This is a genomic window from ANME-2 cluster archaeon, from assembly GCA_019429385.1.
Taxonomy (GTDB): Archaea; Halobacteriota; Methanosarcinia; order Methanosarcinales; family Methanocomedenaceae; genus Methanocomedens_B.
This window is the reverse complement of sequence record JAHYIS010000036.1, coordinates 1-23,135: the sequence shown is the minus strand read 5'-3', so window position 1 is coordinate 23,135 and position 23,135 is coordinate 1. Positions and strand designations below refer to the sequence as shown.

The window sequence follows — 23,135 nt, the reverse complement described above, 5'->3', positions numbered from 1 at the left end:
AAAACTTATTCGTAAAGACAACTTTATCTATCTGCTCAACAAACTTTTTCTTAATAGAAGAGCTGAGGACAACATTCTCATAAAAGCTTATTTTAGGTATCTTCCTTCCGATTATGGTACTTTCAGGGAACATCACTGCACCACCAAAAAGCAAATAAGTTCAAAATCATTTAGTCCTTTGATCTCATTCGTACTGATGGATGTCCCGCCTGCTCTGAATATGCTATTTAGATCAGCATCCTCTTTTACAGTAATAATTGATTCTATCGAATTATGCAGTAGATTCGAATATTCACCCATATTCTGTCCATCTTTGGTACGGTCATTGAATTGCTTGCATAATTTATAATCAGGTTCAGGCTTGTTTTTTGCCAGTGCCCTTAAAATATCCAGTGTATTTTTAACATCCAGATGATTGGATATTATCTCTCCATCTGTTCCTATATAGACAAGATAGAACGGATGTAATCTATTTGTATTATTGATATTGATCTCACGATTGAGGTTTTTTAATACAAAGATTACACCTTCGTTAAAATCATCAGTTTTATTGACAACTGCATGCAACCCGAACGGTGCATTTTTAATATCTCCATTTTCATTGAAGTAATTAACCAGGTCAATTCTAAAATCATTCAATCCCAGGTCAGTTATTGAGACACCATTTTCCATATCTTCCAGGTCAACAACTTCCTGTTTCAATTTTGCCAACTGTTTGTGCCTGTATTCCAATTCAACAGAATCCTCTTTTGAGATGACATTTTCCTCACCGCCACTTGCAAGATTTCCAGCGATCATTCGCCCCTCAACTCTTGACTTTAATTTTATGTATTCATCAAGATCAACAGGAGGCCAGAAATTCACAAGCTGTATATATTCATTTAACGATCCAATCCTATCTATTCTGCCAAACCTCTGGATAATTCGTACAGGATTCCAGTGAATGTCATAATTGATCAGATAATCACAATCCTGCAGGTTTTGCCCCTCTGAAATACAATCTGTTGCTATCAGTATGTCGATATCTCCTTCAATATCAAGACCGATTTCTTTCCTTTTCTTTGAGATTGGAGTAAAACAGGTAAGAATTCGATTCATGTCTTTTCTGCCTACATCTAACGTGGATTTATTTGTTTTAGTTCCACTGATGCATGCAGAATGTAAATTGAATTCTCTTAAAAAATGTTCAGAAACATGCTCATAAAGGTAATGGACAGTATCCGCAAATACAGAAAATACAATAACTTTCTTATTACCCGGATTAATAGGATTTTTGAGTTTCTCTTCAATAGTTTCAATCAATGTATTCAATTTGCCATCATTGTCAGGGGTGATTCTTTCTACTTCTTTTAATAATCCGGAAATTATTTCACTGTCCGCTCTTAATTCCCGTTCCCAGGACAATACATCCATATCTGCAATATCGATTGTGATTTTTTTCCCGATATTAAATATATCGTCATTTCCTTCATCACCAGGGTCAGCATCTACACCACTTAGATCTATATTGCTTATTTTACCTGAGCCAGAATCATTGAATCGATCAATTTCCCGAAGCGTTTGTGTTATATTAGTATTCAATTTAGTAAGAGTTATCCTGAAGGCTTCGACACTGCTTTCCAGTCTTTTCAAGAGATTGACTCTCATCAATTTCATGATACCGGTTTCTCTGGTAGATTGTTTAAGCGACGATTTATTTTTTAATTGTGTATCATATTTTTCTTCATAGAATGCTTTTTTCTCAGGGAGAATCCAGCTAAATGGTGTATATATTTCAAGATTCAAAGAACTTAAATCCTTGAATATATTTTCAAATGTAGGGAAATCCTCTATGTCTGTCAAATTAAAATCTTTGTTAATTGGTTTATTTTTAGTTGGAAATTTCCCAATATCCTTTGTATCATAATATTTGAGAATATGCTTCCTTGAACGGGCAATTGTTACCGAATCTAATAATTCAAAGAAATCGAAACTCAATGAATTCAATAAATTTTGAGTTGTCCTTTCATCCGCTTCAAGTTTAGACCATTTGTTAAATATGGTTTGAGCATCCCTGAAAACAGATTCAATATCCTTGGATATATTGAGTTCTTTACTAATATTTTCCGAATCACCTTCATACGCTAATGCAAGTTGATTCTTTAAATCTAAGAATTTATTATTAACAGGAGTGGCAGATAACATGAGTACTCTGGTCTTAACCCCGGATTTGATCACTTGTTTCATTAATTTCTGATATCGAGTATCTCTATCTGCTCTTGCAGTGTTATTTCTAAAATTATGACTTTCATCTATCACTACCAGATCGTAATTTCCCCAATTTATCAAGTCAAGATTAATTCCATTACTTTCGCCCCCATCTCTGGATAAGTCTGTATGGAAAAGAACATCATAATTAAACCGATCATCAACAAGTAGATTTGTTTTATAATTTGAAGTAAAAAGAGTCCAATTTTCAGATAACCTCTTTGGACAAAGAACCAATACTTGTTTGTTCCTGAGTTCGTAATACTTGATAACTCCAAGTGCAGTGTAGGTTTTCCCAAGACCAACACTGTCTGCAAGTATACAACCATTAAATTTCTCTAGTTTATTAATCGCACCAAGAACAGCGTCTTTTTGGAAATTATACATTGTATTCCATATCATAGTGTCTTTATACCCTGTTTTTTCATTTGCGAGATTATCCTCATTAATATCTTCTAAGAATTCATTAAAAATATTGAATAGAATTATGAAATAAAGGTATTCTGGGGGATTTTCTTTATGGACAGAAGAAATATAGTTAATCACTTTTTCAGTTACATCTTTGGTTAAATCTTTATGGTCCCATATCTGATTAAATTGCTCGATGAATTGTTTTGCGGTTTCCCCGGTCATTTTGGGATACATAGGATTTATTAATCCATTGTTTTGTTCATACCCCAGACCATCAGCAGTAAAGCTATCAAAATTAGTGTATGCAATGGAATCAGTTCCATTCTCTAGAAATAAACCATTATTTGTCCTGGCATTTTCTCTTAAAGTTTTGAATGTACATTTTTTCTCAATCCATTCCCTACACTCTATTGCAATTGCCTTTTGACTGAGACTATTTCTTAATTTGATCTCAAACTCTCCTCCTGCAATAGTTCTTTCTCTGACAAAAGGAGGAATATAAAATTCTTTATGTTTTTTATTTCCACTATCAGCTTGAAAAAACGTTGGTGAATTGAAAAGGAATGAGAATTCATTGATTTGCGATAATTGTGTTTTAAGCTCACTAAATGCATATATAGAGAAATAAGCGGCGCACAATTTAATTTTAGATGAACCATTTAATTCTATCTTTAATTCATCTCCGAGTTTCAATTTTATATTGTCAATGATTCTCATATTTTATTTCGGTTAATTTTAAATAATTGTCAATTTGACCGAAGCCATCAGGATTTATTCATTTTGAAATTTTTGCGTTATTTTAAATAGGCAAGAATAATAAAGTTAACATATTATAATAGTTAATAAATTAAGTGAACCTATTTATATTTGTCGCATATTAGAATTTTTTGTACAAGTATCCTATATTCAAAAGTAAGCAGTTTTTTATTACATCACCATGCTCGGTCGTTCCATCTGGGCAGTCCTGAACAGCTATTACGCAGTCCTGAAAAAAAAACAGTATTATCCGGATGACATAATCCTGATAGCAGAAACCATCCCGGACCCTGAACACATCCGCAACCTCGAACTCACAAAACAGGGCCTCGCCCTGACCTCAAGCCACTTCGGGATAACTCCAGCCATCCACCACCAGGTCATCTCGGAGGCCGAATGCGAGGTGGAATCAGATGATGAATTTATCAAAGCCGTGCAATGCCTTTCCCGTCTCATCAAAGAGCACAAGAAAGCAGGCGATACCGTGGCACTGGACATCACGCCCGGAAGAAAGACCCTCGTAACAGGAGCACTGCTGCCCATCACCCTCTCGGATGTGGACCATGTATTCTACCTGTCGGTCAGGGACATTACACCGGCACCGTTCATGATGATCCCGTTCCAGACCCAACATATCAACGACTTTAAAGAACAGGCAGTGAGGGCCATGCATGCAGCAGAACAATGAGATCATCATTCACAGCAATGAATTGCAGATACTGCTCAACCTCATAGCCAGGGATACCCTTCTCATCGACTATCCCCTGTACGACCTCAGGATGGTAAAAGCCAGACCGTCCGGGGACGGCTACCACATCAATGTGCAATCCGATGCAGAGGTGATCAAGGAATTATATGAATACAGCACCCACATAGACGAGCTTCCCTCATTCGATGACATCAAGTACTGCATGCTCCTGAGCGGCATGATCCAGTATGACAACATGGCTGAATTCCGGGAAAAACTCAGTGCCCTCAACAAGCTGGACCGGACCATCTACTTTGCTCCCGATACCAATCTTTTCTACCAGGCCGCCTTCTCCAAACTGGACATCCCGAATCCGCATTATCTGGTCGTGGATACCGTATATGACGAAATAGAATCATCCATCAACCACAAGTACTTCCCAAAACTCATCTACGAGATGAAAGAAGATGCGCTCTACCACGGTGAACTGCTGGATGAACTCAAGAACCGCAAACCCAAAAAATCAAGAAAAGCCGCATACATCGCAATGAGGGAATACAAACGCATACGCGACAATGTACTCGAAACAAAGGCCGGGGAACCATCCACAACCTATAGCGAGAGAAACGATATCATCATCGTCAAAGCCATAAGGACCTTCCAGGACAGCAACCAGCATGTATTCCCCCTCATACTCACTGCAGACACCAACATGGCCGAACTGTGCATGGGAAAAGGGCCTGAATGTTTCCACCTGACCTATCCCTCATCCATAGATGTGGACCAGTGTACTCCATACCAGCTGCGCGACCTGATATTTTACCTGGCAAAGGTATGCGGGCTTGTAAAATGTAATTCTGTGGTTATTTATGGGGAATACAGTCACAAGACCTGGAATGATAATTCGCTGAAACTGGTGTTCCAGGATGGGGGGTTGTTTGACAGGTTTAAGGAGGATTGTGAATTATGCAGGGAGCTGATGGGATTGGGGGTGGAGGGGTAAAGGCGGTATCGTTGGTGTGGAGAACACGCTGTTCGATTTTTGAAAAAAGCATGATGGTAAGCGACATCTGTATTCATTTATTATATGTTAATTCGGAATGATCAATCTACAATATTGACGCAAGTTATTTAATAATATATATATATATTTGTTATGGTATTATCTACCCAATGAAGAATGACCTGATATGGTAAGAGTATACCATCCAGAGCCCGAGCACAATCAATACGGCACCTGCACCTCTTTTCAGTATCATGTCATAGCGTGATAGAGTACTGAGCCTTTTACCTGATACATTGATACCATAGGCGATCAGCAGCATGGGAATCCCCAGACCCAGTGAATATACAAAAAGCAGGAACCCGCCATACAATATTCCTCCTTTCAGGAGCACACCCATAAGTATCGCAGCAAGGATCGGACCGGTGCAGGGAATCCATACAACACCCAGAGACATGCCCAGAATAAATCCACCCGTGACCCCTTCCCTGTCCGGATTGATATTCACTTTGCCTGGAATACGGTTGAACAGCTCCAGGTTGATATCCATGAGCATCGTTATCCCCAGGGAAATGATCACAATCTCAGCTACTATTCTGATATATTGTTGAAACGGGACCAGAATATCTGAAAAAGCTGCCATGGTCATGCCCATCAGCGTAAAGGTGAGCATCAGGCCTGCAACAATGGCAAGTGGCCTGAACTTACCCCTGCCAGTGGAATATGCCAGTATTGCAGGTAACAGAGGCAGTATGCAGGGAGAAAGGATACTGATAATGCCGGCTAATAATGCCAGGAGCGGGAGTGGCAGGTCCACGGTTGATAATACGTTTTCTATTTGAAGAAGAATGGTCATTCGTTAGCGTCCTGCCGGATCATATCCTCAAAAACATTCTCATAGGTGATCTTGGTGAATGTTTTCAGGATATACCCTTTATCGTCAATGACAACGGTGGTAGGCGTTGTCCTTACCCGGTAACCTTCTTTAGCAGTAAAACTTTCCGGGTTATCTATTGCATAAGGGAGCACTATCACTGAATCGGTGTGGTTTTGTTTGAGGCTGTACAGTATGTTAAGCTGGTCCTGGCTTGTACCCGATGAAGGGTCATAGAAGAAAAGGATGACAAAAGTATCGCGTGTATCTATTGCGTTTTTGATCTCGGGTGTACTCAAAGGAGCCTTTTCACGGGTTTCCATGCATCCGGCCGTGAATGCAGATATGATAAGGACCGTAAGGGAAAGTAGTATCATTCGCTTCATTGTGATTGCACCGGTATTGTTACACATAAGATTTTTGAAATTGAATCATGATTGAGTACTTCTGAGTCTGAGCGCATCCTGGATGGTCACCTCAAGTACTTTTTTGGATGTCAGGCCAACCATCATGGCTTCCTGGCGGTCATTCGTCAAAGTACCCAATCGTGTCAGGTAGGTGAATTTACCATTATCTGAGCTGACGATCATGGTCAGGTCAGGAATGTAATATACCCCGAAATAATTTGAAAGCTGGGGTTGTTTTTCAGTATCGATATACACGAAAGCCATCCTATCCTCATACTTTGATGCAAGTTCTTCGACAATAGGTTTTTGCTCAACACAGCTGGGACACCAACCAGCCCCTATCTCAATAAAAACCGGTCCCTTCTCAAGCAATGTTTCAATATCGCTGGTTGAATTCACCGTCAATAATTCGGCTCCCTGCCCGGTTTCCCGGTCAGTACAGCCACTGCTGAGGAGTACTGCCGCAAGGAAGAGTGATGTTATGATGAACAGGTTTGTCAGGTTTTTCATGATATCACGTAGTTTAGTTGTATTGGTATTAACATTTAATCTATATAATATTTTTATATGGTTGTGCGAACACGACACACAGCTATATCAGAAAAATTAATATAACATCTTCCCATTGAAACATGTATATATTTATTCTATTCCCTCCGGAGGTGAAATATCAATGTGCAGTGTAGGCGATGCATTCGGTGTAGATGTTGCGGATTCCCTTGATACAAAGAGTTGTAAATGCAAGGATTGCGGAAACCAGTTCCAGGGTATGGGCAAGAGGATTATCTGTCCCACATGCCAGTCCAGGAACGTGGAAGTGGTGTGAAGTTCAATGAACATATTTTTTACCTATGATACCTTTACATGATACCGAGATGCTGATGCTCCGCGGCAATAGCGGGGTTATCGGTATTGTAAAAGCCGGAACAAATAACTTGTTTTTTCTTGAGACCGATGAAGAAGAGATAGTGCTGGGACTGGAACCTGACGACCTGCTGGTCTCTTCGGGGTTCGACACTAAAAAATCCACACTTGACGGCGTTAAATGCGTACTTTACATGATCCGGGAAGTGGGCACGCCATTAATCGTACTCCCGAAACACCATCCTGCATCAAAACGGCTTAAGATCGTGGTATCTGTGGGCCCTCGTACCCGTATAAGCTGCGATATCACGCCGGGCACCCATCCGGAACAGGATGTGCTTTGCGGTGTGGACGAGTTCAGTGGTGTGGAGATAGTGGGCGTCCCTGGCGGCGTGGAATTCAGGAACATGAACTCTGGCAGTATCGAACGTATCCCGTTCACGGTCTGAATTCAATACTTTTAACATCGGAAACGACTATTAAGGCAGCATGACCTTCATCGACATTGCAGCTGCATCTGTATGGCTCATGCTGCCGGCATATGCTGCAAACCCCATGGCTGCCGTGTTCGGGGGTGGTATGCCCATGGACCTTGGCAGGAATTTCAGGGATGGCCGGCGCATACTCGGGGACGGTAAAACGTTCCGGGGACTGGTCGCCGGGACAGTATGCGGGCTGGTGACAGGGCTCATCCAGATAGGAGTGGCGCCACGTATTGCAGAGAATGGTTTACTCTCTGATTGGCCATTCTTCCAGTCAGCCCTTGATGCATATTCTTCGGGCACGATGCTGGTGGTCGGACTGATGGCACTGGGCGCGCTTCTGGGCGATAGTGCCGAGAGTTTTATCAAGCGTCGTCTGAACCTTAAGCGGGGTGCCATGTTCCCGGTTGCCGACCAGCTGGATTTTGTACTGGGAGCCTGGGTACTTACGTTCATAGTCGCACCGGTCTGGTTCAAAACCTATTTCACATCCTGGATACTGGTGACGGTACTGGTGATAACACCCCTGTTGCACCTTATGACGAATGTGTTTGGATATCTTATAAAGGTCAAGAACGAACCATGGTAGTGAAAAGTATGGACAATGAACTGATTCAGGCATTAAAGGACTGCAAAGCCGTGAAGTTCGGCGATTTCACCCTTGCTTCAGGCAGGAAAAGTAAGTATTATATCGACATCAAGAAAGCCACTTCAGACCCGGGAACGCTCACGTTGATAGCAGGCAGGATAATGGCAATTATCAAAGAGCAAAACATTTGCGTTGAGGCCATAGGCGGGGTTGCAGTTGGCGGGATACCACTGGCTACCGCAGTATCGCTGGCATCGGGCCTGCCCCTGGTGATCATCCGCAAATCCCTGAAAGATTACGGTACAGGAGGGCGGTTCATTGGTGATATCGAGGGGCGAAGCTTGCTCATGGTAGAGGATGTCACGACCACGGGCGGTTCTGTGATAGAGGCCATTCGGTCTTTGAGGGACGAAGGGGCAGTGGTGGATACGGTAATCACTGTTGTGGACAGGGATGAGGGGGCACAGAGCGGTCTGAACGCGCTGGATGTAAAACTGGTACCGCTGGTTTCCGCATCCGACCTGCTGGGGCAGTAATAATACTTTACATTACATAAAACGTTACGTTACACAGGATTACTTCATTTATTCATTTCAGGGAACGCATATGCCAGACATTTTTGAGATCACACACAGGGACTCGGCAGGCAGGATTGGCCGCCTTACCACACCTCACGGAGTTGTAGAAACACCTACCATCATGCCGGTCATCAACCCCAATATCCAGACCATACCTGCAAAGGAGATGCGGGATTTTGGGGCCCGGATACTTATTACCAATTCATATATCATCTACCGCAAACCCGAATTAAAGCAACGTGCTGTCGAAGAAGGTGTACATGCCCTGCTTGGATTTGACGGTCCTGTGATGACAGACAGCGGCTCGTTCCAGTTGAGCGTCTACGGTGAGGTGGAGGTGGACAATGCCGAAATAATCGGTTTCCAGCATGCCATCGGTACTGATATCGGGGTGCCGCTGGACATACCCACATCGCCCGGTGCGGACCATGAACAGGCAGCGCAGGAACTGGCAATCACCAATGCGAGACTCATGGAGGCCCTGGAACTGAATAAGGATTCAGGGATGCTGCTGGCAGCGCCGGTCCAGGGAGGCACCCATACAGACCTCAGGGAACAGGCAGGCAGGGAACTGGGACGAGCAGGATTCGATATTTATCCTATCGGGGCAGTAGTGCCGCTGATGGAATCCTACCGTTATGCCGAACTGGTGGATGTTATCGTCAGTGCAAAGAAGGGCCTGCCGTCATCAGTTCCGGTGCACCTGTTCGGCGCCGGGCATCCCATGGTGTTCGCACTGGCGGCAGCACTGGGCTGTGACCTGTTCGATTCGGCTGCCTATGCCCTGTATGCCAAAGATGACCGATACCTGACAGCTGAGGGTACCTACCATATCCAGGACCTGAACTATTTACCCTGCTCATGTCCCATCTGCAGCAGTCATACTGCCGCAGGGATCAGGTCAAGTCCTGACAGGACCCAACTGCTGGCCAGGCACAACCTGTATGCCACCTTTGCTGAGATGAGGCTGGTGAAACAATCTATCAGGGATGGCAATTTATGGGAACTGGTGGAGAGGCGGGCCCGCATCCATCCCAGGATGCTTGACGGCCTGAAGCGGGCTGTTACCCATGCCGGGTGGCTCGAGCAGTTCGACCCCAGTACCAAATCAACATTCTTCTACTGCGGTCCCGAATCCACCTGCCGCCCGGAGGTCATGCGCTGGGGCAGCCGGCTTGAGAGGCTGGAACTGGCCGGTACCGTGCTGATACGACCGGGCGGGCGGCTCAAGAACGAATCCGAATACGATAATGTGCTGCACTTTAAACCACCGTTCGGGGCATATCCGGTGGAATTACAGGAGACCTACCCCCTGAATGCAGAGGTGCCTGTGGTTCCGGACCATGAATCCCTGACCAATGCCCTTTTGAACACGAAAAAACTGATGCAGCTTAATCCGGATGCTGAGTTCTCGTTCGTGTACCGCACGTCCTGGGACCACCCCCTGGTAGAAGAAATATGCCGGATGGCAAGCCATAGCTGGTCTATCTAAGTCAAAACAGCCCTGTTGCAGTTTTTATTTAGCATTTGCAAGCTTCTGGAAGCTTCCATTTCCAGGCATCGGTCTTCTTTTCCAGTTTCAGCCTTCTCTTTTCAGTCTCAGTTTAATCACTGCCGAGAACATCTGGGGGATGACCTTTTTCAAATCCAGTTTCGAGCCTTCCCTGTGCCGCCATTCCACCGGCACCTCTATAATAGTATACCCGTGCTGTCCCAGCCGCCAGAGCAGTTCAACATCAAAGGCATAGTCAAAAGTCTGTATCTCTCCAGCCACGGTTCGGGCGGCTTCTGCGCGTAGCACCTTGCAGCCGCACTGGGTATCCTTGAAAGGCAGGCTGAACAGCAGTTTCACCAGGGAATTGAATCCCCGGCTGGCAAGAATCCTGTACCAGGGCTGGGCTGTATGTATCACCGAACCGGGCAGGTACCGGGATGAGATGACGCAGTCAATTCCGTCTGCCACCATATCTACCATCCGGCCCACATCATGGGGCGGCACTGCCCCGTCTGCATCCACCACTGCTATGACAGTTCCCCGTGCACTCTTAATACCAAGAAGGATCCCGCCACCTTTGCCCAGTTTGACAGGATAGAGCACAGACCTGATAGTGGAGTGGCTCCGGGTAAATTCCTCAACGATATCATGGGTGTTATCTGTGCAACCGTCCATGACCACCAGGATCTCGTGGGGGATGCGAGAAAAATGACCGTATAATTCATCCAGGGTTTCCCGGATACGTTCTTCTTCATTATAGGCAGGCACCACAAGAGAAACCAAATCCTGTTTTTGTGTCACTGGTATCACTGCCATCTGGACGCAATAAGATTGAATAGTAGCCCGGCACGGATTCGAACCGAGGTCCGGGGATCCAGGGCCCCCAATGATTGACCGCTACACTACCGGGCTTCGAATATCTCAATATCACTTGTTACCTATAAGTCTAACGGATGAATCGATAAAATAATCAGATAAAATATTATATACCAAACATACCATGTATTGATACGGGAGTTTTTAACAAATGAAATGTGGGAGGATTTCCATGAATCGTAACTATATAATTGGAATCGCAGGAATAGTATTCGTGTTCATTTTTTTGAGCAGCCCGGCCCTTTCGGCAATGGGTGGTCCGCAAGAGGATAGAAAGGGACCACGTCCTGAGAACGGCTGGATTGCTTCTGAAATGATGATGCAGGGCAGTGAAATGCGTCATGGTGCAGGCATGCAGGGTATGGGATTTATGCATAGTAATGCAGGAATGTATGGACAGTACATCACCTTTGGGGTGGACAATGAGACCGGGTCAATAACCAGTTACGGGATTGCCGGCACAGACATATTTGACTCCATTGAAGTTGATGGATTCGAATATGATGCTACCGAGGTAACCGGTGCGGTTACACATGTGACTGATGTCGATGGCACGACGACGGTCAATGTGCATGACAACCCGGCTGCGGTGATAACCATACGAAGTGAGGATGATTATTCTGTTGACTTCGACCTGGCCAAAGATGTCACCGCGTTCGAAGAAGATACTATGGTAGTTATCAAAACCAGTGATATTGAGGTGTATATCGTGTGCAGTACCGGGTCTTGTGATATTACCGTGGCCGGTGATATTGTATCCATTGATGCGACAGGGAACAGTACTGTAGTGGTGCGGGCCATTCCGGTCAATATGCATTCTTCAGGTGAGATGCACAGGACATTTGCGAGGGAGATGACACAAAACAGGACCGGTGCAGAGGTTAGCCTGGGCAAGGGTGGTTCTATCAGTGTGGTGGACTATTCACAACGGATGCGCGTGCAAATGCAATCAATGACAAATGAGAGAATACGTCTTCGCGTAAACTGTGCTGACCCTGAAGATAAAATGATGGCAATCAATCTGGACAATACATCACTGATGATGCAGGAAAGGGACAGGCTCAGGATATATTATGACGGTGAACCCATGCAACGTGTTGATGACCCTGATATGGTATTCAATGCCACCCAGGCCCGGTGTTACATATCCCGGGAGTCAAGAGAGCGGGCCCAGATAATGATGTATATCCCTGAATTCTCCGAGCATACTATCGATATCGTTGTGGAGTCGGAAGCAACGGGGGATACAACGGCAACACCTTCAACCGGAATGCCGGGATTTGGAGCCTTGCCGGGTATCTGTGCCGTATTACTGAGCGGGATAAAATATCAGCGAGCCAGACAATAAATTAAAACAAGGCATATGGAGTTGGGATATCCCCAACTCTAAAACCTGCCTTCGGTAAGGCTCAGATGGTCCTTTTCAATCTCTATTATTGCCGTGAATACCTCTTTAATCCGCTCTTCGGTAGCCTCGTGCAGGAAGCTGGTATAATGGGTGATGGCGTTTGCTTCCCTCTGGTGTGATTCTGCCAGGTTGCCCACGTTCTTATCACTGCACATGTTCTTGTCCCTGCTGATATCAGGTACGGGAATATTCAGTTCCTTAGCAATGGTGGAAGCGTGTTCTGACTCTATCTTGCCCAGTCTCTTGAACATGGTGGCATCAGCCACATTATCTGCGCGACTGGCGGCACAGAAATAGAATTCAGCATTGCCTACCTCCAGTTTTAGTGTCTCTTCAAGGTTATTGCGCGAAACATCGGTCAAGGTGTATTCAGGAATTTCAAAATCCTTTGCCGCTATCAGGTAGGGCTGGTGGGCACCGCAGAATGGACAGTGTGTAGGTGCGGCATCTCCCAGGTACCCTTCCTGGCATATCTTGCATTTAAATACTTTCATTGTATTGCCCCAGTTTTCAATGCGGTTATAGAAATTAAAGTCTTTCGATAAACATCGATTAAATGTTATTTCCACAAAACCTTAAAGTAATATAAAATCCTAGTAGTTGACACTTAATGTAAAGTAATTTCAGTATAGAAAAATATATTGCAGCATGCTGATTAGAATCCTAAAATGGTCTATATATTTAAGGGAGATTAAATATAGTTCAAATTCATTCAACCAAATAGCGGTGAGATTTAAATGACGAATTACGGAACCCTTCTCTTGAACAGTACGCTATTGTTCAGTCTTCTGTCCATAGCACTGCTTCTGTATCGTGAATATTCGGGTGTCAAAGACATCACCAGATCGGCCAGGTGGACCATCAGGATATCGGCACTGCTATCAACACTTTCTATGCTGTTGTTGATATATTATTTCCTGACATCTGATTTCAGGTTCACGTATGTTACCCAGAACTCTTCTACGTTGCTCAGTCCTTTCTACCAGCTGGCCGCTACCATAGCGGTTCAGGATGGTGCAATGGTGTTCTGGGCTGCGCTTGTATTCTTGCAGGCTCTCTGGATAAGCGAGCGCTACGACCTGGATTCACCCTTCTTCAGGAGAATGCAGATAATAATGCTGTCTGTTGGTGCCATATTCATCTATGTTATTGTATACAAGTCCAGCCTGTACCCGTTCCAGACCTGGTTCGAGATCTGGGGTAGCCAGTACAACCTGCCGGTTGATTATGCCTTTGCAGAAGGAGCAGGATTGCGCCCCATACTCAAGGACCCCATTATGGCAATCCACCCGCCTTTGCAGTTCGTGGCCTATGCCACCACGCTCATACCTTTTGCTGCTGCACTTTCATACCTGATAACACCAGGATTTGGCAAGCAGTGGGAAAGAGTACAGCGCCAGTGGATACGGATCTCATGGTTCACAATGTCAATTACCCTTGTTGTAGGCGGTGCATGGATATACGGTCTGGCCCAGTGGGGTACACTTTCCGGTACAGGCAATATCTGGGCATGGGACCCTTACGAGACCACACCTTTCCTGGTCTGGATGATTACAACCATGTTCGTGCACATGGCTTACAAATACAGGACCAAGGGTGCGTATGAGAATCTTACACCCATGTTCGCGACACTTACCTTCACCGGTTCCCTGTATGCAGGCTGGGTGGCACGCAGTGGTTCGGTTTCATCCACCCATGATGTTGGTGCACTGCCCAGTGGGAGCATATTCTTCTGGGTAACGGTACTGCTACTGGTCGGAGTGGCAGCGATGACATTTATGCGGATAAAGGATGCAAAGGATGAGGGAGGAGCAAGCGGGCCACTGTTGTCCGAGTCCAATCTATTCGACCTGACTGCCATTGTATTCCTGGTACTGTCTTTTGTTGCCTTCTTTGGTATCACAGCACCTATCTTTTCAAAGCTTGTGATGCACCAGAATGCTACAGCCACGGAACGGGAGTTCTTTAATACCCTGGCATACCCTTTCACCATGCTGTTGATGCTGGTTATAGGCATATGCCTGCCCTATAAGTCCGTTGTGAAAAAGATCGGGACACAGAAGTATCTCATGGTTGCAGCTGTTGTATTGCTCTTTAGTATTGTTCTTGCCTTTGTAATACCAGACGGACGGCCCGAATACTATGTGATAAATCATTCCAGCCCTTTCTACCGGTCGGCTTCGGGTTTCACCCAGATGCTCGGCAGCATATCCTTGCTGAGCTATGTGCCGGTATTCGTATTCTCGCTGGTTGCTATATTATATAAATTCACTCTGGACACCAAAAACACGGAGGATAAGAAAAAGCTGTTAAAACCGACAGGTGTCACCCTGATACATCTGGGCACTATTATCCTGCTTTTAGGTGTTATTGTAAGCCAGTCCTTTGATGTGACCTACCGGGTAAATTATGCAGACTCTAAATTAGGGGATATCCAGTATGTCAGTGCCGGATTGCTGGACGATTTCGGTACGACCAAGGACTATACTGACAATCCGCTTGGTTTCCAGTTAATTCCTGCAGATACCGGCGGTCCGATCCATAAGGAGGCAACTGATGACAGGATGGTCGAAGGGCTGACCAAGAACGCGTTCTTTGTCAACCTTTACCGGGATGACAGGGTCATATCCACTGGCGCGGTGCGCTACTGGATAGAACTATATGACGAAAACATGGATGGTACACCTGAACGGGTTGAGTGGACCAAGATCATGGATGATGAACAACTATTCACAACGTATCATGTAAAATATGGTGGCCGGGCAGGCAGTGGTTACAATTTTGTGGTAAAACAGATCCCCCTAATCAGTTTCGTCTGGATTGGCGCAGCAATGATGTGTTTTGGTTCCCTTCTGGTATTTGCCCACCAGCAGGCGTTCAGTCCGGGTGTTAAAGTACCCGGACCGGGACAGCGGATTGTTCCTGTCAGGAAGGAAGCGAAAAAGAAACCTGTGACCGGTAAGAAGAGTCAGGGCAAGGCCACTGATAAGTATGAAAAGATGCTAATGGATGAACTTGAGGCCAACAAGTAACTGAATATTTTGGCCTCAATTTCTTTTTTTTCGCGGATTATAACCTTGATCAGGATTTCGTTTTTGTTTTCAAATAGAATGCTTTCGTCTGCTCAACAGTTTTTTCTAAAGTTGTCCTGACCTGAACATACGCTTTCCCGGAAGCTGATTTCACTTTATTGAACACATTTTGACTGGTTGTTCTGACCTGTGTATATGCTTTTTGGGAAACTGGTTTGACCTGACCGAGCACTTTTTCACTGGTTGTTCTGACCTGTGTATACGCTTTTTGGGAAACTGGTTTGACCTGACCGAGCACCTTTTCAGATGATAATTTGAGTTGTTTGAGTGCCAAACCTGTGCTGGACTTGAGAGAATCAACTACCGAATTTGCTGTTTTAACTTTAACCGCTAAGGCTTTGGTTTCGGTTTCAACTACCGGGGCTTTGGCTTCTGCTTCAACTGCCGGGGCTTCGGTTTTTGTTACGGTAACCTGAGTAACGGTATTTGCTTCAGGAGTTTCGGCTGCAATATCTTTTTCAGAGGTTGTTTTTTCCAATCCTCGAAATCGTTCTTGAATTCATCGTATTTATCAGGATGAACGTTTCGAACATGCATCTTGGACTCGCTTATAGAAACCTCGATATCACAATATCGACATTTACCACATTTTTTAGCCATTAAGAATCACCTAATACATATTTGTTCTTCATAGTCTTATATTTTTTTATGCTTATCATAATAATAATGATGTGTATTCAGTCATGTTGTCAAATTTATGTAAAGAACATAAAAATGGAATGCAACGATTGTACCGTTACAAATAATACCACAATAGATTAGCTGGTAAAAACCAAAAAAAAGAGAGACAGGTCATTCCTGCCTCTTTTCAGGTAGGATTTACCTTTTTTTTCACTTGCTAACCTTCAATGCACCCTGTGGACACATGATAACGCACGCACCACACTGTACACACTTGGCAATTTCCATCTGCACGGTCCAGTCATCGTTAAATGATATAACTCCCGTGGGGCAGACCGAGATGCATGCACCGCAGTTGACACACTCATCATCGTCTTTGATAATAGGTTGTTCAAGAGGCGTGATGGTAGCACCGCGCTTCTTGAAAGCTGCCGTGACTATATTATACCTGTCCTGATGTACGTCAATTATCACTTCACCACCGCTGGATTTCACATCAGCCCGGTCAATGTTCAGCAGTGTCCCCGTTTCCAGTATAACTTCTGCGATCAGAGGTTTTGGGGTTATTTCCGGGGTTGCATGTAATATGAATTTCATCTCTCTACCTCCTTGCCACCAGTTTACTGATATCATCGCTCGTGATGATACCCACAACCTTGCTGTGCTTATTCACCACTGGCATGGCACTGATATTATGCAGTTCCAGCTTCCTTGCTGCCGTGTCAACAGGCTCAGAGGTATCGGCAGTGACCACATTCCGGGTCATTATATCATCAAGTTTGTCCCGCTTGCTCTTGGCCACGGCCTTGGCAATATCCCATGCTGTGATTATACCTACCAGCTTGTCCTCATCAGAGACCACGGGAAGGTGGTTAAAATTCCCCTCTGTGATAGCCCTGGCAGCATCCTCAACGGTCAGGCCCTGCCTGATAGTGGTCACCCGCTGGGCCATTACATCGGCCACAGTAGGCTGTTCCCCCATCTGTTTCATGGGCTTGAACACCACACCGGTATTGGGAAGGTTCTCGACCGGAAGAGTTGGATAGAATTCACCTTTCTTTATCCAATCCTTCAATTCTTCGGCGATAGCCCTGGCATCATGGAAACTGGACATAGGCGACGTAGTAACCTCTTTGCCGTTAATGTCTATCATTCCTGACTTCAGCTCTTCATAGGTTACCTTGCGCAGAATGGGCCTGGACCTGCGCGCCACGCCGTAGTCCAGTACATTCGTGGTAATGTCAGCATCAGTAATGGCAGTTGCCTGTGCAATATCAGCGTTCAGGATAGGTATGGGTATGCCAATACCCACATACAGTGACGTGCCGTATCCATGGAAGGTAGCCCCCCTCACGTACTTTTTGTTCATCCGCTTCATGTCGCCCTGGACCATTATGGTCGCAAAATTATTGGTGGGATCATGCTGGGTACCCTGGCCAGTGATATAACCCTGTGCCCCGCTCAGGAAAATCCTGCTCCCCACGCCGATGGTCTGGTAGGTCGGGTCATTATATAATGGGGAAAGTACGCCTGCAGCTGAATATGTAGCATTGCCGCAATCAGGCAGCAGTGTTCCCATATAGGTATACAGGGTACGGTCCGAGCAGTTGGTGGCTACATTGTACTTCTGGTAGCCATTGCGGGGATTCAACATCGTTGCCTGGTTAATGTCGTCAATGGTCACTGTGGTGTCCAGCAGCTTGCGGGGATAGCAATCAGTACCATAGGCCGTGGCATGGATATCAACTGATCTTCCAGCCACCAGATCCTCGATGACATGGCCGCCGCCATACTCCATACCCCTGCTCTCGCTGAGCTGGGTTGCTCCCATATACGCATCGATTGCGGCCAGGCCCGTGTATGCCTCCACGTCATTGAACCATACCTTTTGCATCTTGATGGGAGGGTCGGAATGACCAAGGTTAAGGAAAGCTCCCGAGGAACACATGGCTCCGAAGGTGCCGGTAGTAACGATATCCACTTCACGGGCCGCGCCATCAGCCCCCAGTTCTGCCACGATGCCCGGCATCTCTTCGGCAGTAACAACATGAACACTTCCGTCAGTGATTCTTGCATTAATATCCTGAATAGTCTTCTTTGACATGATAATCACGCAAATCGGAATAAAATCATATTGTATATATTACTTGCGATAATATCGGATTTTGTGCCTGATTATACTCCAGCCCTCGATTTAAATAAACTCCCATACTTTATATATTATAACAAGTTAAATTGACCCAAATCAAGTTGACTTTACTTTACTCACGATTACAGGCGACAAATACATGGAATTCGTAAAGGGCGGACCCACCAAACCCGAAATTGCTACCATATCACTTTCAAAGCTGCAACTCACAAAAAACGATGTTTTCGCAGACATAGGTTGTGGTACCGGGTGCATATCCATCATGGCATCCAGAGTGGCAGCAGAGGTCTATGCCATAGACTCCAGGGAAGAAGCCATCAATGCGACCCGGCGGAATGTAGAATCAACTGCTGTCAACAATATTACGATAATTAACGGGGAAGCCCCTTTGGCTCTGGATGTGCTGCCCGTCCTGGATTGTGCATTCATAGGCGGCACCCGGAATATCATCAGCGTGCTCGGAGTACTTGAAAAAAAGGTACAGGGGAGGATCGTAGTGAATGCAGTTCGCCTCCAGACTGCCGCCACCATCATCAGGACCATGCAGGACAGAGGATTTTTCGAGGAAGCGGTTCATGTCCAGGTGGCAAAAAGTTATCCACTGGCGGATGATATTGCATTCAAACCTATAAATCCGGTCTACATCATTGTAGGCGATACCCAAAAGGAGGTACCCTGAATGCTGGTAGGTGTTGGACTGGGTCCCGGCGACCCGCAACTCCTGACCCTGAAGGCAATAGCGATGCTGAAACGCAGCGATATTGTCTTTGCACCGGGCCGCCTGGCTGCCCAGCTGGTCGAACCCTATGCCAGGCCGCAACTGCTTGAATTTCCCATGACAAAGGACAAAAAGGTTCTGCGGTCACACTGGGAAGAGAACGCTGACCTTGTAGCACAGCATGCCAGGATTGGACTGGCAGCATTCGGCCTTATCGGTGACCCTAACTTCTTTAGCACGTTCACCCACCTGCGCAGGCTCATCTGTCAACGTCATCCCGATATTTTCATAGAGACCATTCCCGGTATCAGCTCAATTACAGCATTTGCGGCCAGGGCCGGTATTGAAATAGAATCTTCATTCCAGGTAAGCGACGGTTCACCTTTCACTGACAGGATCGTCCTGAAAGCCCGGCGTCCCTGTCAGATCGTAAATGGACTGGTGGATGAAGGATTTGAAGAATTCGTCCTTGCCCAGAAGTTGTACACTGAAGATGAAATTATCATAAAGGGTAAAGAAAATATGCCTGAAAAAGCAGATTATTTCAGTATGATCCATGCGAGGAAACCACGTGAGCGGTAAATACAAAGTATATTTCGTAGGAGCGGGTCCAGGCGACCCTGAACTGATAACCGTAAAAGGTCAGAGAATGCTTGAGAATGCTGACCTGGTGGTATATGCCGGTTCCCTGGTCAACCCTGTACTGCTGGACACGAGCAAGGGCCAGACAATTGACAGTTACGGGATGCGGCTGGAAGAGCTCACCAGCACAATGGTGGATGCAGTAAAGAAAGGGCAAAAGGTCGTGCGGCTTCACAGCGGCGACCCTTCCCTGTACGGTGCTATTATTGAGCAGATACATGAACTGGCAAAACACGATGTTGAAGTGGAAGTCGTTCCTGGTGTTTCATCAATTTTCGCCACGGCGGCAGCCCTGGGTACCCAGTTGACCCTGAAAGGCGTTAGCGAGACCCTCATCATCACACGGCCGGCAGGGGAGACCCTTGAAGAGGACGACCTTGCAGCATTATCCAGACACGGCGCCACCATGGCAGTATTCCTGGGCACCTGCAAGATTGAAGAGGTCATGAAGGTAGTGGAATATCCTCCTGCCACCCCGGTGGCAGTGGTGTACCACGCTTCCTGGGATGACCAGCTGATTATCAGGGGCACTGTTTCTGATATTGCGGCCCGGGTCAGGGCGGCAGGCCTTACCCGTTCATCTATGATACTTATCGGCGGGGTGGTTGACCCTGTACATTACAGGAGGTCCCACCTATACGCACCGGAATAGTCCATCTTAAACATAATCGGGACGCTGCTGAGCAGATACAGGAATGTGTTGGCGGAGCCCTTATCCCCTACAGTAAGGATGCGTTCAGGACCGCTTTTACGCAATACGAAGCGATCATAGCGGTAATGGCATGCGGTATTGTTGTCCGCGAGCTTGCTCCATTTCTCGATGACAAATGGACCGACCCACCCGTAGTGGTTGTAGATGCGGGCCTGAACTATGCCATAGCCCTGTGCGGTGGCCATCATGGAGCCAACGAACTGGCACAGCGTCTTGCAGGAACAGGCGCGCATCCCGTCATCACCACAGCAACCGAAAGCCTGGGGCGGCCTTCAGTTGAAGGGACGGCGCAGGCGCTGGGCTGCAGTATTGTGAACAGGGATTCGACCCGGTCTGTCAATTCCCATTTGCTAACATCTGACCTGCCGGTAATTGAGATACATGGGCCAAAAGTGGTTGTAGTAGACCCGGACGTTAGTGTGCTCCAGAAAAAGAGAGGTGAAAGACAAAAGGGGGTCATCGTAGGTATAGGTGCCAGGCGCAATGTATCTTCAGACAATGTGGTGGATGCTATCCAGATAGCATTATCAGAATCAGGGCTGGGCATGGCAGATGTGGAATTATTTGCCTCAGCCGATGTCAAGGAACACGAAGCAGGACTCATCGAAGCAATCAGCATCATCGGAGGACATATCGTATTCGTCCCCGGGAATATTATCAACTCCATCAATCCCCCGTCGGATTCCAGGGCAAAACGGCTGGGCCTGACCGGGGTATGTGAACCGGCTGCACTGGCACTGAGCCGGGAACACACCCTCATCATGAAGAAAAAGGTATTCAACAATGTCACTATCGCAATTGCACGGTAACGGGAAACTCTACGTGGTTGGAATTGGACCGGGTTCTCAAGAGCATTTGACCCTGCGGGCCGTCGAAGTGCTGGAACGTGCAGATGTCATTATCGGTAACGGGACCTATCTGGACCAGATAAGCCATCTTATCACCAACCAGCAGGTCATAAGGTCACGTATGGGAAAGGAGGTTGACCGGGCCCGCAAAGCTATTGAACTGGCACGTGACCGGAAGGTAGCCATGGTCAGCGGCGGGGATTCCAATGTGTACGGCATGGCCGGATTGGTGCTGGAAGTGGCCCAGCATTCTGACCTGAAGGTGGATATCGAGGTGGTGCCCGGTGTGACGGCACTGAGCGCGGTCGCAAGTCTGCTGGGGGCGCCCGTAGTCAGTGATTTTGCTGTTATCAGTCTCAGTGACCTGCTCACGCCATGGAATGTTATTGAACAACGGCTGGCAGCGGCCGCCACTTCGGATATGGTCATCGGTATCTATAATCCCAAAAGCAGGCAGCGCAATACGAACTACATTCGGGCAATAGAGATAATCAGGCGTCATCGGGCAGATACGGTGCCGGTGGGTATCGTTAAAAATGCACTGCGCCCGGAAGGCGAGTCTGTGACCGTAACCACATTGGGTAAGGCAATGGATCACGACGAAGAGGTGGATATGAGTACGACAGTAATTATTGGCAATAGCGAATCCAGGATATGGGGTTCTAAGATGATAACACCCAGGGGGTATCACAAGAAATATGAATACTGATATAATCAAAACAGCCGGGCATCACACAAAGGAGATAGACCCGGAACTGGTACGCAGATGCATTGAACCCGGCGCCACTACCCCTGAGGCCATGACCATTGCAGAAACGGGACGCGCCATTGCCAGAGAGATCGTGGAAGACAACAGTCCTGAAGGTATGATACGACAGCGCTGTGTGGTAGCCACGGGTGACCCTGCGTTCAAGGACCTTTTGGTATTCGGTCTTGACCCCATCAGGGCGGGGCTGGACGCTTTATCTGCCAGCGTGTTGATATACACTGATATCAGGATGGTGCAGACTGGCATTATAAAATCCGGGCATCATTGCCAGGTACAATGCGTGCTGGATGCAAAGGGCAGTGACGATCTGGCGCAGGAACTGGGTATTACCAGGACCTCGGCAGGCTTCCTGACCGTGGGGCAGGACCTGCAGGACTCCATTGTAGTGATCGGGAATGCGCCCTCGGCTGCTATCACGGTATCCCGCATGGTCGAGTACGGTATCAGGCCGGCGCTTATTGTTGCCGTGCCTGTTGGGTTCGTGAACGCCGCCGAATCGAAGGAACGGGTACGTGGACTTGATGTGCCGTCCATTACCTGCACAGGGACCCGCGGGGGTACGCCGGTGGCAGTAGCGTGTATCAATGAATTGATCGTGATGCGAAAAGAATCATAAAAGAGATATATAACCAGATTATTCTAGCATCCTGATGGCAAAGAAACGAAGAACCCTACCTGTTGAAACCAAATCGAAAAAAGAGATACGACAAAAGCAACAGGCAGAGACCCAAAAGCAGACCAGCAGAGCCCGAATTCTCATAGCAGTTGGCTCGGCCATTATCCTGATCGCATTTTTGTGGGCTTCGTTCGGAAACCACAATGCTCCACAGGAATGGAATGTGGACGACAACGGCATCATGTCCTATCCATCTGAGCGTGGGGTTCCTGTATTTGATTCAAATGTCA

At 46.4% G+C, this 23,135-nt stretch carries 26 protein-coding genes and 1 tRNA gene; 16 read left to right on the top strand and 11 right to left on the bottom strand.

Annotated features, from left to right (window positions below; translation table 11 throughout):
- On the bottom strand, positions 1-133 hold a 133-nt coding region (locus K0A89_11025), incomplete at its 3' end, for a DUF4391 domain-containing protein (GenBank protein ID MBW6519017.1).
- Positions 133-3,375, bottom strand: a complete 3,243-nt coding sequence (locus K0A89_11020) for a DEAD/DEAH box helicase family protein (GenBank protein ID MBW6519016.1) — start codon at positions 3,373-3,375, stop codon at positions 133-135. The genes K0A89_11020 and K0A89_11025, both read right to left, overlap by 1 nt.
- Positions 3,376-3,595: 220 nt before the next feature.
- Between K0A89_11020 and K0A89_11015 the strand changes: the two genes are divergently transcribed.
- Together K0A89_11015 and K0A89_11010 are read left to right on the top strand one after the other, a co-directional pair.
- Positions 3,596-4,102, top strand: a complete 507-nt coding sequence (locus K0A89_11015) for a hypothetical protein (protein MBW6519015.1) — start codon at positions 3,596-3,598, stop codon at positions 4,100-4,102.
- Complete coding sequence (locus K0A89_11010) at positions 4,086-5,105, top strand: hypothetical protein (GenBank protein MBW6519014.1); 1,020 nt, start codon at positions 4,086-4,088, stop codon at positions 5,103-5,105. Before K0A89_11015 ends, K0A89_11010 begins: the two co-directional genes overlap by 17 nt.
- A gap of 163 nt (positions 5,106-5,268) precedes the next feature.
- Here the strand turns inward: K0A89_11010 and K0A89_11005 are convergent, their stop codons facing one another.
- From K0A89_11005 to K0A89_10995, 3 genes are read right to left on the bottom strand one after another with little or no spacing between them, the layout of a single operon-like run.
- Entirely contained in the window at positions 5,269-5,961 is a 693-nt protein-coding gene (locus K0A89_11005; GenBank protein ID MBW6519013.1) for a cytochrome c biogenesis CcdA family protein, read from the bottom strand.
- Positions 5,958-6,365 (bottom strand): hypothetical protein, encoded by a 408-nt coding sequence (locus tag K0A89_11000; protein ID MBW6519012.1) that lies wholly within the window; start codon positions 6,363-6,365, stop codon positions 5,958-5,960. The genes K0A89_11005 and K0A89_11000 overlap by 4 nt, the downstream gene beginning before the upstream one ends.
- 45 nt (positions 6,366-6,410) lie before the next feature.
- On the bottom strand, positions 6,411-6,896 hold the full coding sequence (locus tag K0A89_10995; protein MBW6519011.1) for a hypothetical protein: 486 nt from the start codon (positions 6,894-6,896) through the stop codon (positions 6,411-6,413).
- Positions 6,897-7,059: 163 nt separating this feature from the next.
- Here K0A89_10995 and K0A89_10990 point away from each other — a divergent pair, with 163 nt between their 5' ends.
- The 5 genes from K0A89_10990 (at position 7,060) to tgtA (ending at position 10,391) form a co-directional block, all read left to right on the top strand.
- Entirely contained in the window at positions 7,060-7,212 is a 153-nt protein-coding gene (locus tag K0A89_10990; protein ID MBW6519010.1) for a hydrogenase maturation nickel metallochaperone HypA, read from the top strand.
- A 25-nt stretch (positions 7,213-7,237) separates the two neighbouring features.
- Positions 7,238-7,699: a hypothetical protein gene (locus tag K0A89_10985; protein MBW6519009.1), complete on the top strand. Its 462-nt coding sequence runs from the start codon at positions 7,238-7,240 to the stop codon at positions 7,697-7,699.
- A 40-nt stretch (positions 7,700-7,739) separates the two neighbouring features.
- Entirely contained in the window at positions 7,740-8,321 is a 582-nt protein-coding gene (locus K0A89_10980) for a CDP-2,3-bis-(O-geranylgeranyl)-sn-glycerol synthase (protein MBW6519008.1), read from the top strand.
- Positions 8,315-8,857, top strand: coding sequence for an orotate phosphoribosyltransferase (gene pyrE, locus K0A89_10975; protein MBW6519007.1), 543 nt, complete (start codon positions 8,315-8,317; stop codon positions 8,855-8,857). Before K0A89_10980 ends, pyrE begins: the two co-directional genes overlap by 7 nt.
- 70 nt (positions 8,858-8,927) lie before the next feature.
- On the top strand, positions 8,928-10,391 hold the full coding sequence (gene tgtA, locus K0A89_10970; protein ID MBW6519006.1) for a tRNA guanosine(15) transglycosylase TgtA: 1,464 nt from the start codon (positions 8,928-8,930) through the stop codon (positions 10,389-10,391).
- Positions 10,392-10,478: 87 nt separating this feature from the next.
- Here the strand turns inward: tgtA and K0A89_10965 are convergent, their stop codons facing one another.
- Together K0A89_10965 and K0A89_10960 are read right to left on the bottom strand one after the other, a co-directional pair.
- The gene (locus tag K0A89_10965; protein ID MBW6519005.1) at positions 10,479-11,210 is read right to left on the bottom strand and encodes a glycosyltransferase; all 732 of its coding nucleotides are present in this window, start codon (positions 11,208-11,210) and stop codon (positions 10,479-10,481) included.
- A gap of 23 nt (positions 11,211-11,233) precedes the next feature.
- A tRNA-Gln gene (locus tag K0A89_10960) sits at positions 11,234-11,306 on the bottom strand.
- 136 nt (positions 11,307-11,442) lie between these two features.
- On the opposite strand from K0A89_10960, the gene K0A89_10955 reads away from it, so the two are divergent.
- Positions 11,443-12,618 carry a hypothetical protein gene (locus tag K0A89_10955; protein MBW6519004.1) on the top strand — a complete coding sequence of 392 codons (1,176 nt, stop codon included), beginning with the start codon at positions 11,443-11,445 and terminating at the stop codon, positions 12,616-12,618.
- Between the two features lie 38 nt (positions 12,619-12,656).
- Here K0A89_10955 and K0A89_10950 read toward each other — a convergent pair whose 3' ends face one another.
- Positions 12,657-13,172, bottom strand: coding sequence for a ferritin (locus tag K0A89_10950; protein ID MBW6519003.1), 516 nt, complete (start codon positions 13,170-13,172; stop codon positions 12,657-12,659).
- A gap of 243 nt (positions 13,173-13,415) precedes the next feature.
- On the opposite strand from K0A89_10950, the gene ccsA reads away from it, so the two are divergent.
- On the top strand, positions 13,416-15,710 hold the full coding sequence (gene ccsA, locus K0A89_10945; GenBank protein MBW6519002.1) for a cytochrome c biogenesis protein CcsA: 2,295 nt from the start codon (positions 13,416-13,418) through the stop codon (positions 15,708-15,710).
- Between the two features lie 49 nt (positions 15,711-15,759).
- Here the strand turns inward: ccsA and K0A89_10940 are convergent, their stop codons facing one another.
- The 3 genes from K0A89_10940 to K0A89_10930 all read right to left on the bottom strand — a co-directional run bounded on the left by K0A89_10940 (position 15,760) and on the right by K0A89_10930 (position 18,495).
- Positions 15,760-16,248, bottom strand: coding sequence for a hypothetical protein (locus tag K0A89_10940; GenBank protein ID MBW6519001.1), 489 nt, complete (start codon positions 16,246-16,248; stop codon positions 15,760-15,762).
- Positions 16,249-16,601: 353 nt separating this feature from the next.
- Positions 16,602-16,988, bottom strand: coding sequence for a 4Fe-4S dicluster domain-containing protein (locus K0A89_10935; GenBank protein ID MBW6519000.1), 387 nt, complete (start codon positions 16,986-16,988; stop codon positions 16,602-16,604).
- Between the two features lie 4 nt (positions 16,989-16,992).
- The gene (locus tag K0A89_10930; GenBank protein ID MBW6518999.1) at positions 16,993-18,495 is read right to left on the bottom strand and encodes a homocysteine biosynthesis protein; all 1,503 of its coding nucleotides are present in this window, start codon (positions 18,493-18,495) and stop codon (positions 16,993-16,995) included.
- A 184-nt stretch (positions 18,496-18,679) separates the two neighbouring features.
- On the opposite strand from K0A89_10930, the gene cbiT reads away from it, so the two are divergent.
- From cbiT to K0A89_10895, 7 genes are all read left to right on the top strand, one after another.
- A complete protein-coding gene (gene cbiT, locus K0A89_10925; GenBank protein MBW6518998.1) occupies positions 18,680-19,219 on the top strand; it encodes a precorrin-6Y C5,15-methyltransferase (decarboxylating) subunit CbiT in 540 nt (179 codons plus the stop codon).
- On the top strand, positions 19,220-19,840 hold the full coding sequence (locus K0A89_10920; GenBank protein ID MBW6518997.1) for a cobalt-factor II C(20)-methyltransferase: 621 nt from the start codon (positions 19,220-19,222) through the stop codon (positions 19,838-19,840). It abuts the gene before it with no gap.
- The gene (gene cobM / locus K0A89_10915) at positions 19,815-20,552 is read left to right on the top strand and encodes a precorrin-4 C(11)-methyltransferase (GenBank protein ID MBW6518996.1); all 738 of its coding nucleotides are present in this window, start codon (positions 19,815-19,817) and stop codon (positions 20,550-20,552) included. The genes K0A89_10920 and cobM overlap by 26 nt, the downstream gene beginning before the upstream one ends.
- Entirely contained in the window at positions 20,537-21,421 is an 885-nt protein-coding gene (cbiG, locus tag K0A89_10910; protein MBW6518995.1) for a cobalt-precorrin 5A hydrolase, read from the top strand. The genes cobM and cbiG overlap by 16 nt, the downstream gene beginning before the upstream one ends.
- Positions 21,396-22,169 (top strand): precorrin-3B C(17)-methyltransferase, encoded by a 774-nt coding sequence (gene cobJ / locus K0A89_10905; GenBank protein ID MBW6518994.1) that lies wholly within the window; start codon positions 21,396-21,398, stop codon positions 22,167-22,169. The genes cbiG and cobJ overlap by 26 nt, the downstream gene beginning before the upstream one ends.
- The gene (locus K0A89_10900; GenBank protein MBW6518993.1) at positions 22,159-22,845 is read left to right on the top strand and encodes a precorrin-8X methylmutase; all 687 of its coding nucleotides are present in this window, start codon (positions 22,159-22,161) and stop codon (positions 22,843-22,845) included. Before cobJ ends, K0A89_10900 begins: the two co-directional genes overlap by 11 nt.
- Before the next feature lie 34 nt (positions 22,846-22,879).
- Positions 22,880-23,135, top strand: a 256-nt coding sequence (locus tag K0A89_10895; protein MBW6518992.1) for a hypothetical protein, incomplete at its 3' end; no start/stop codon positions are given.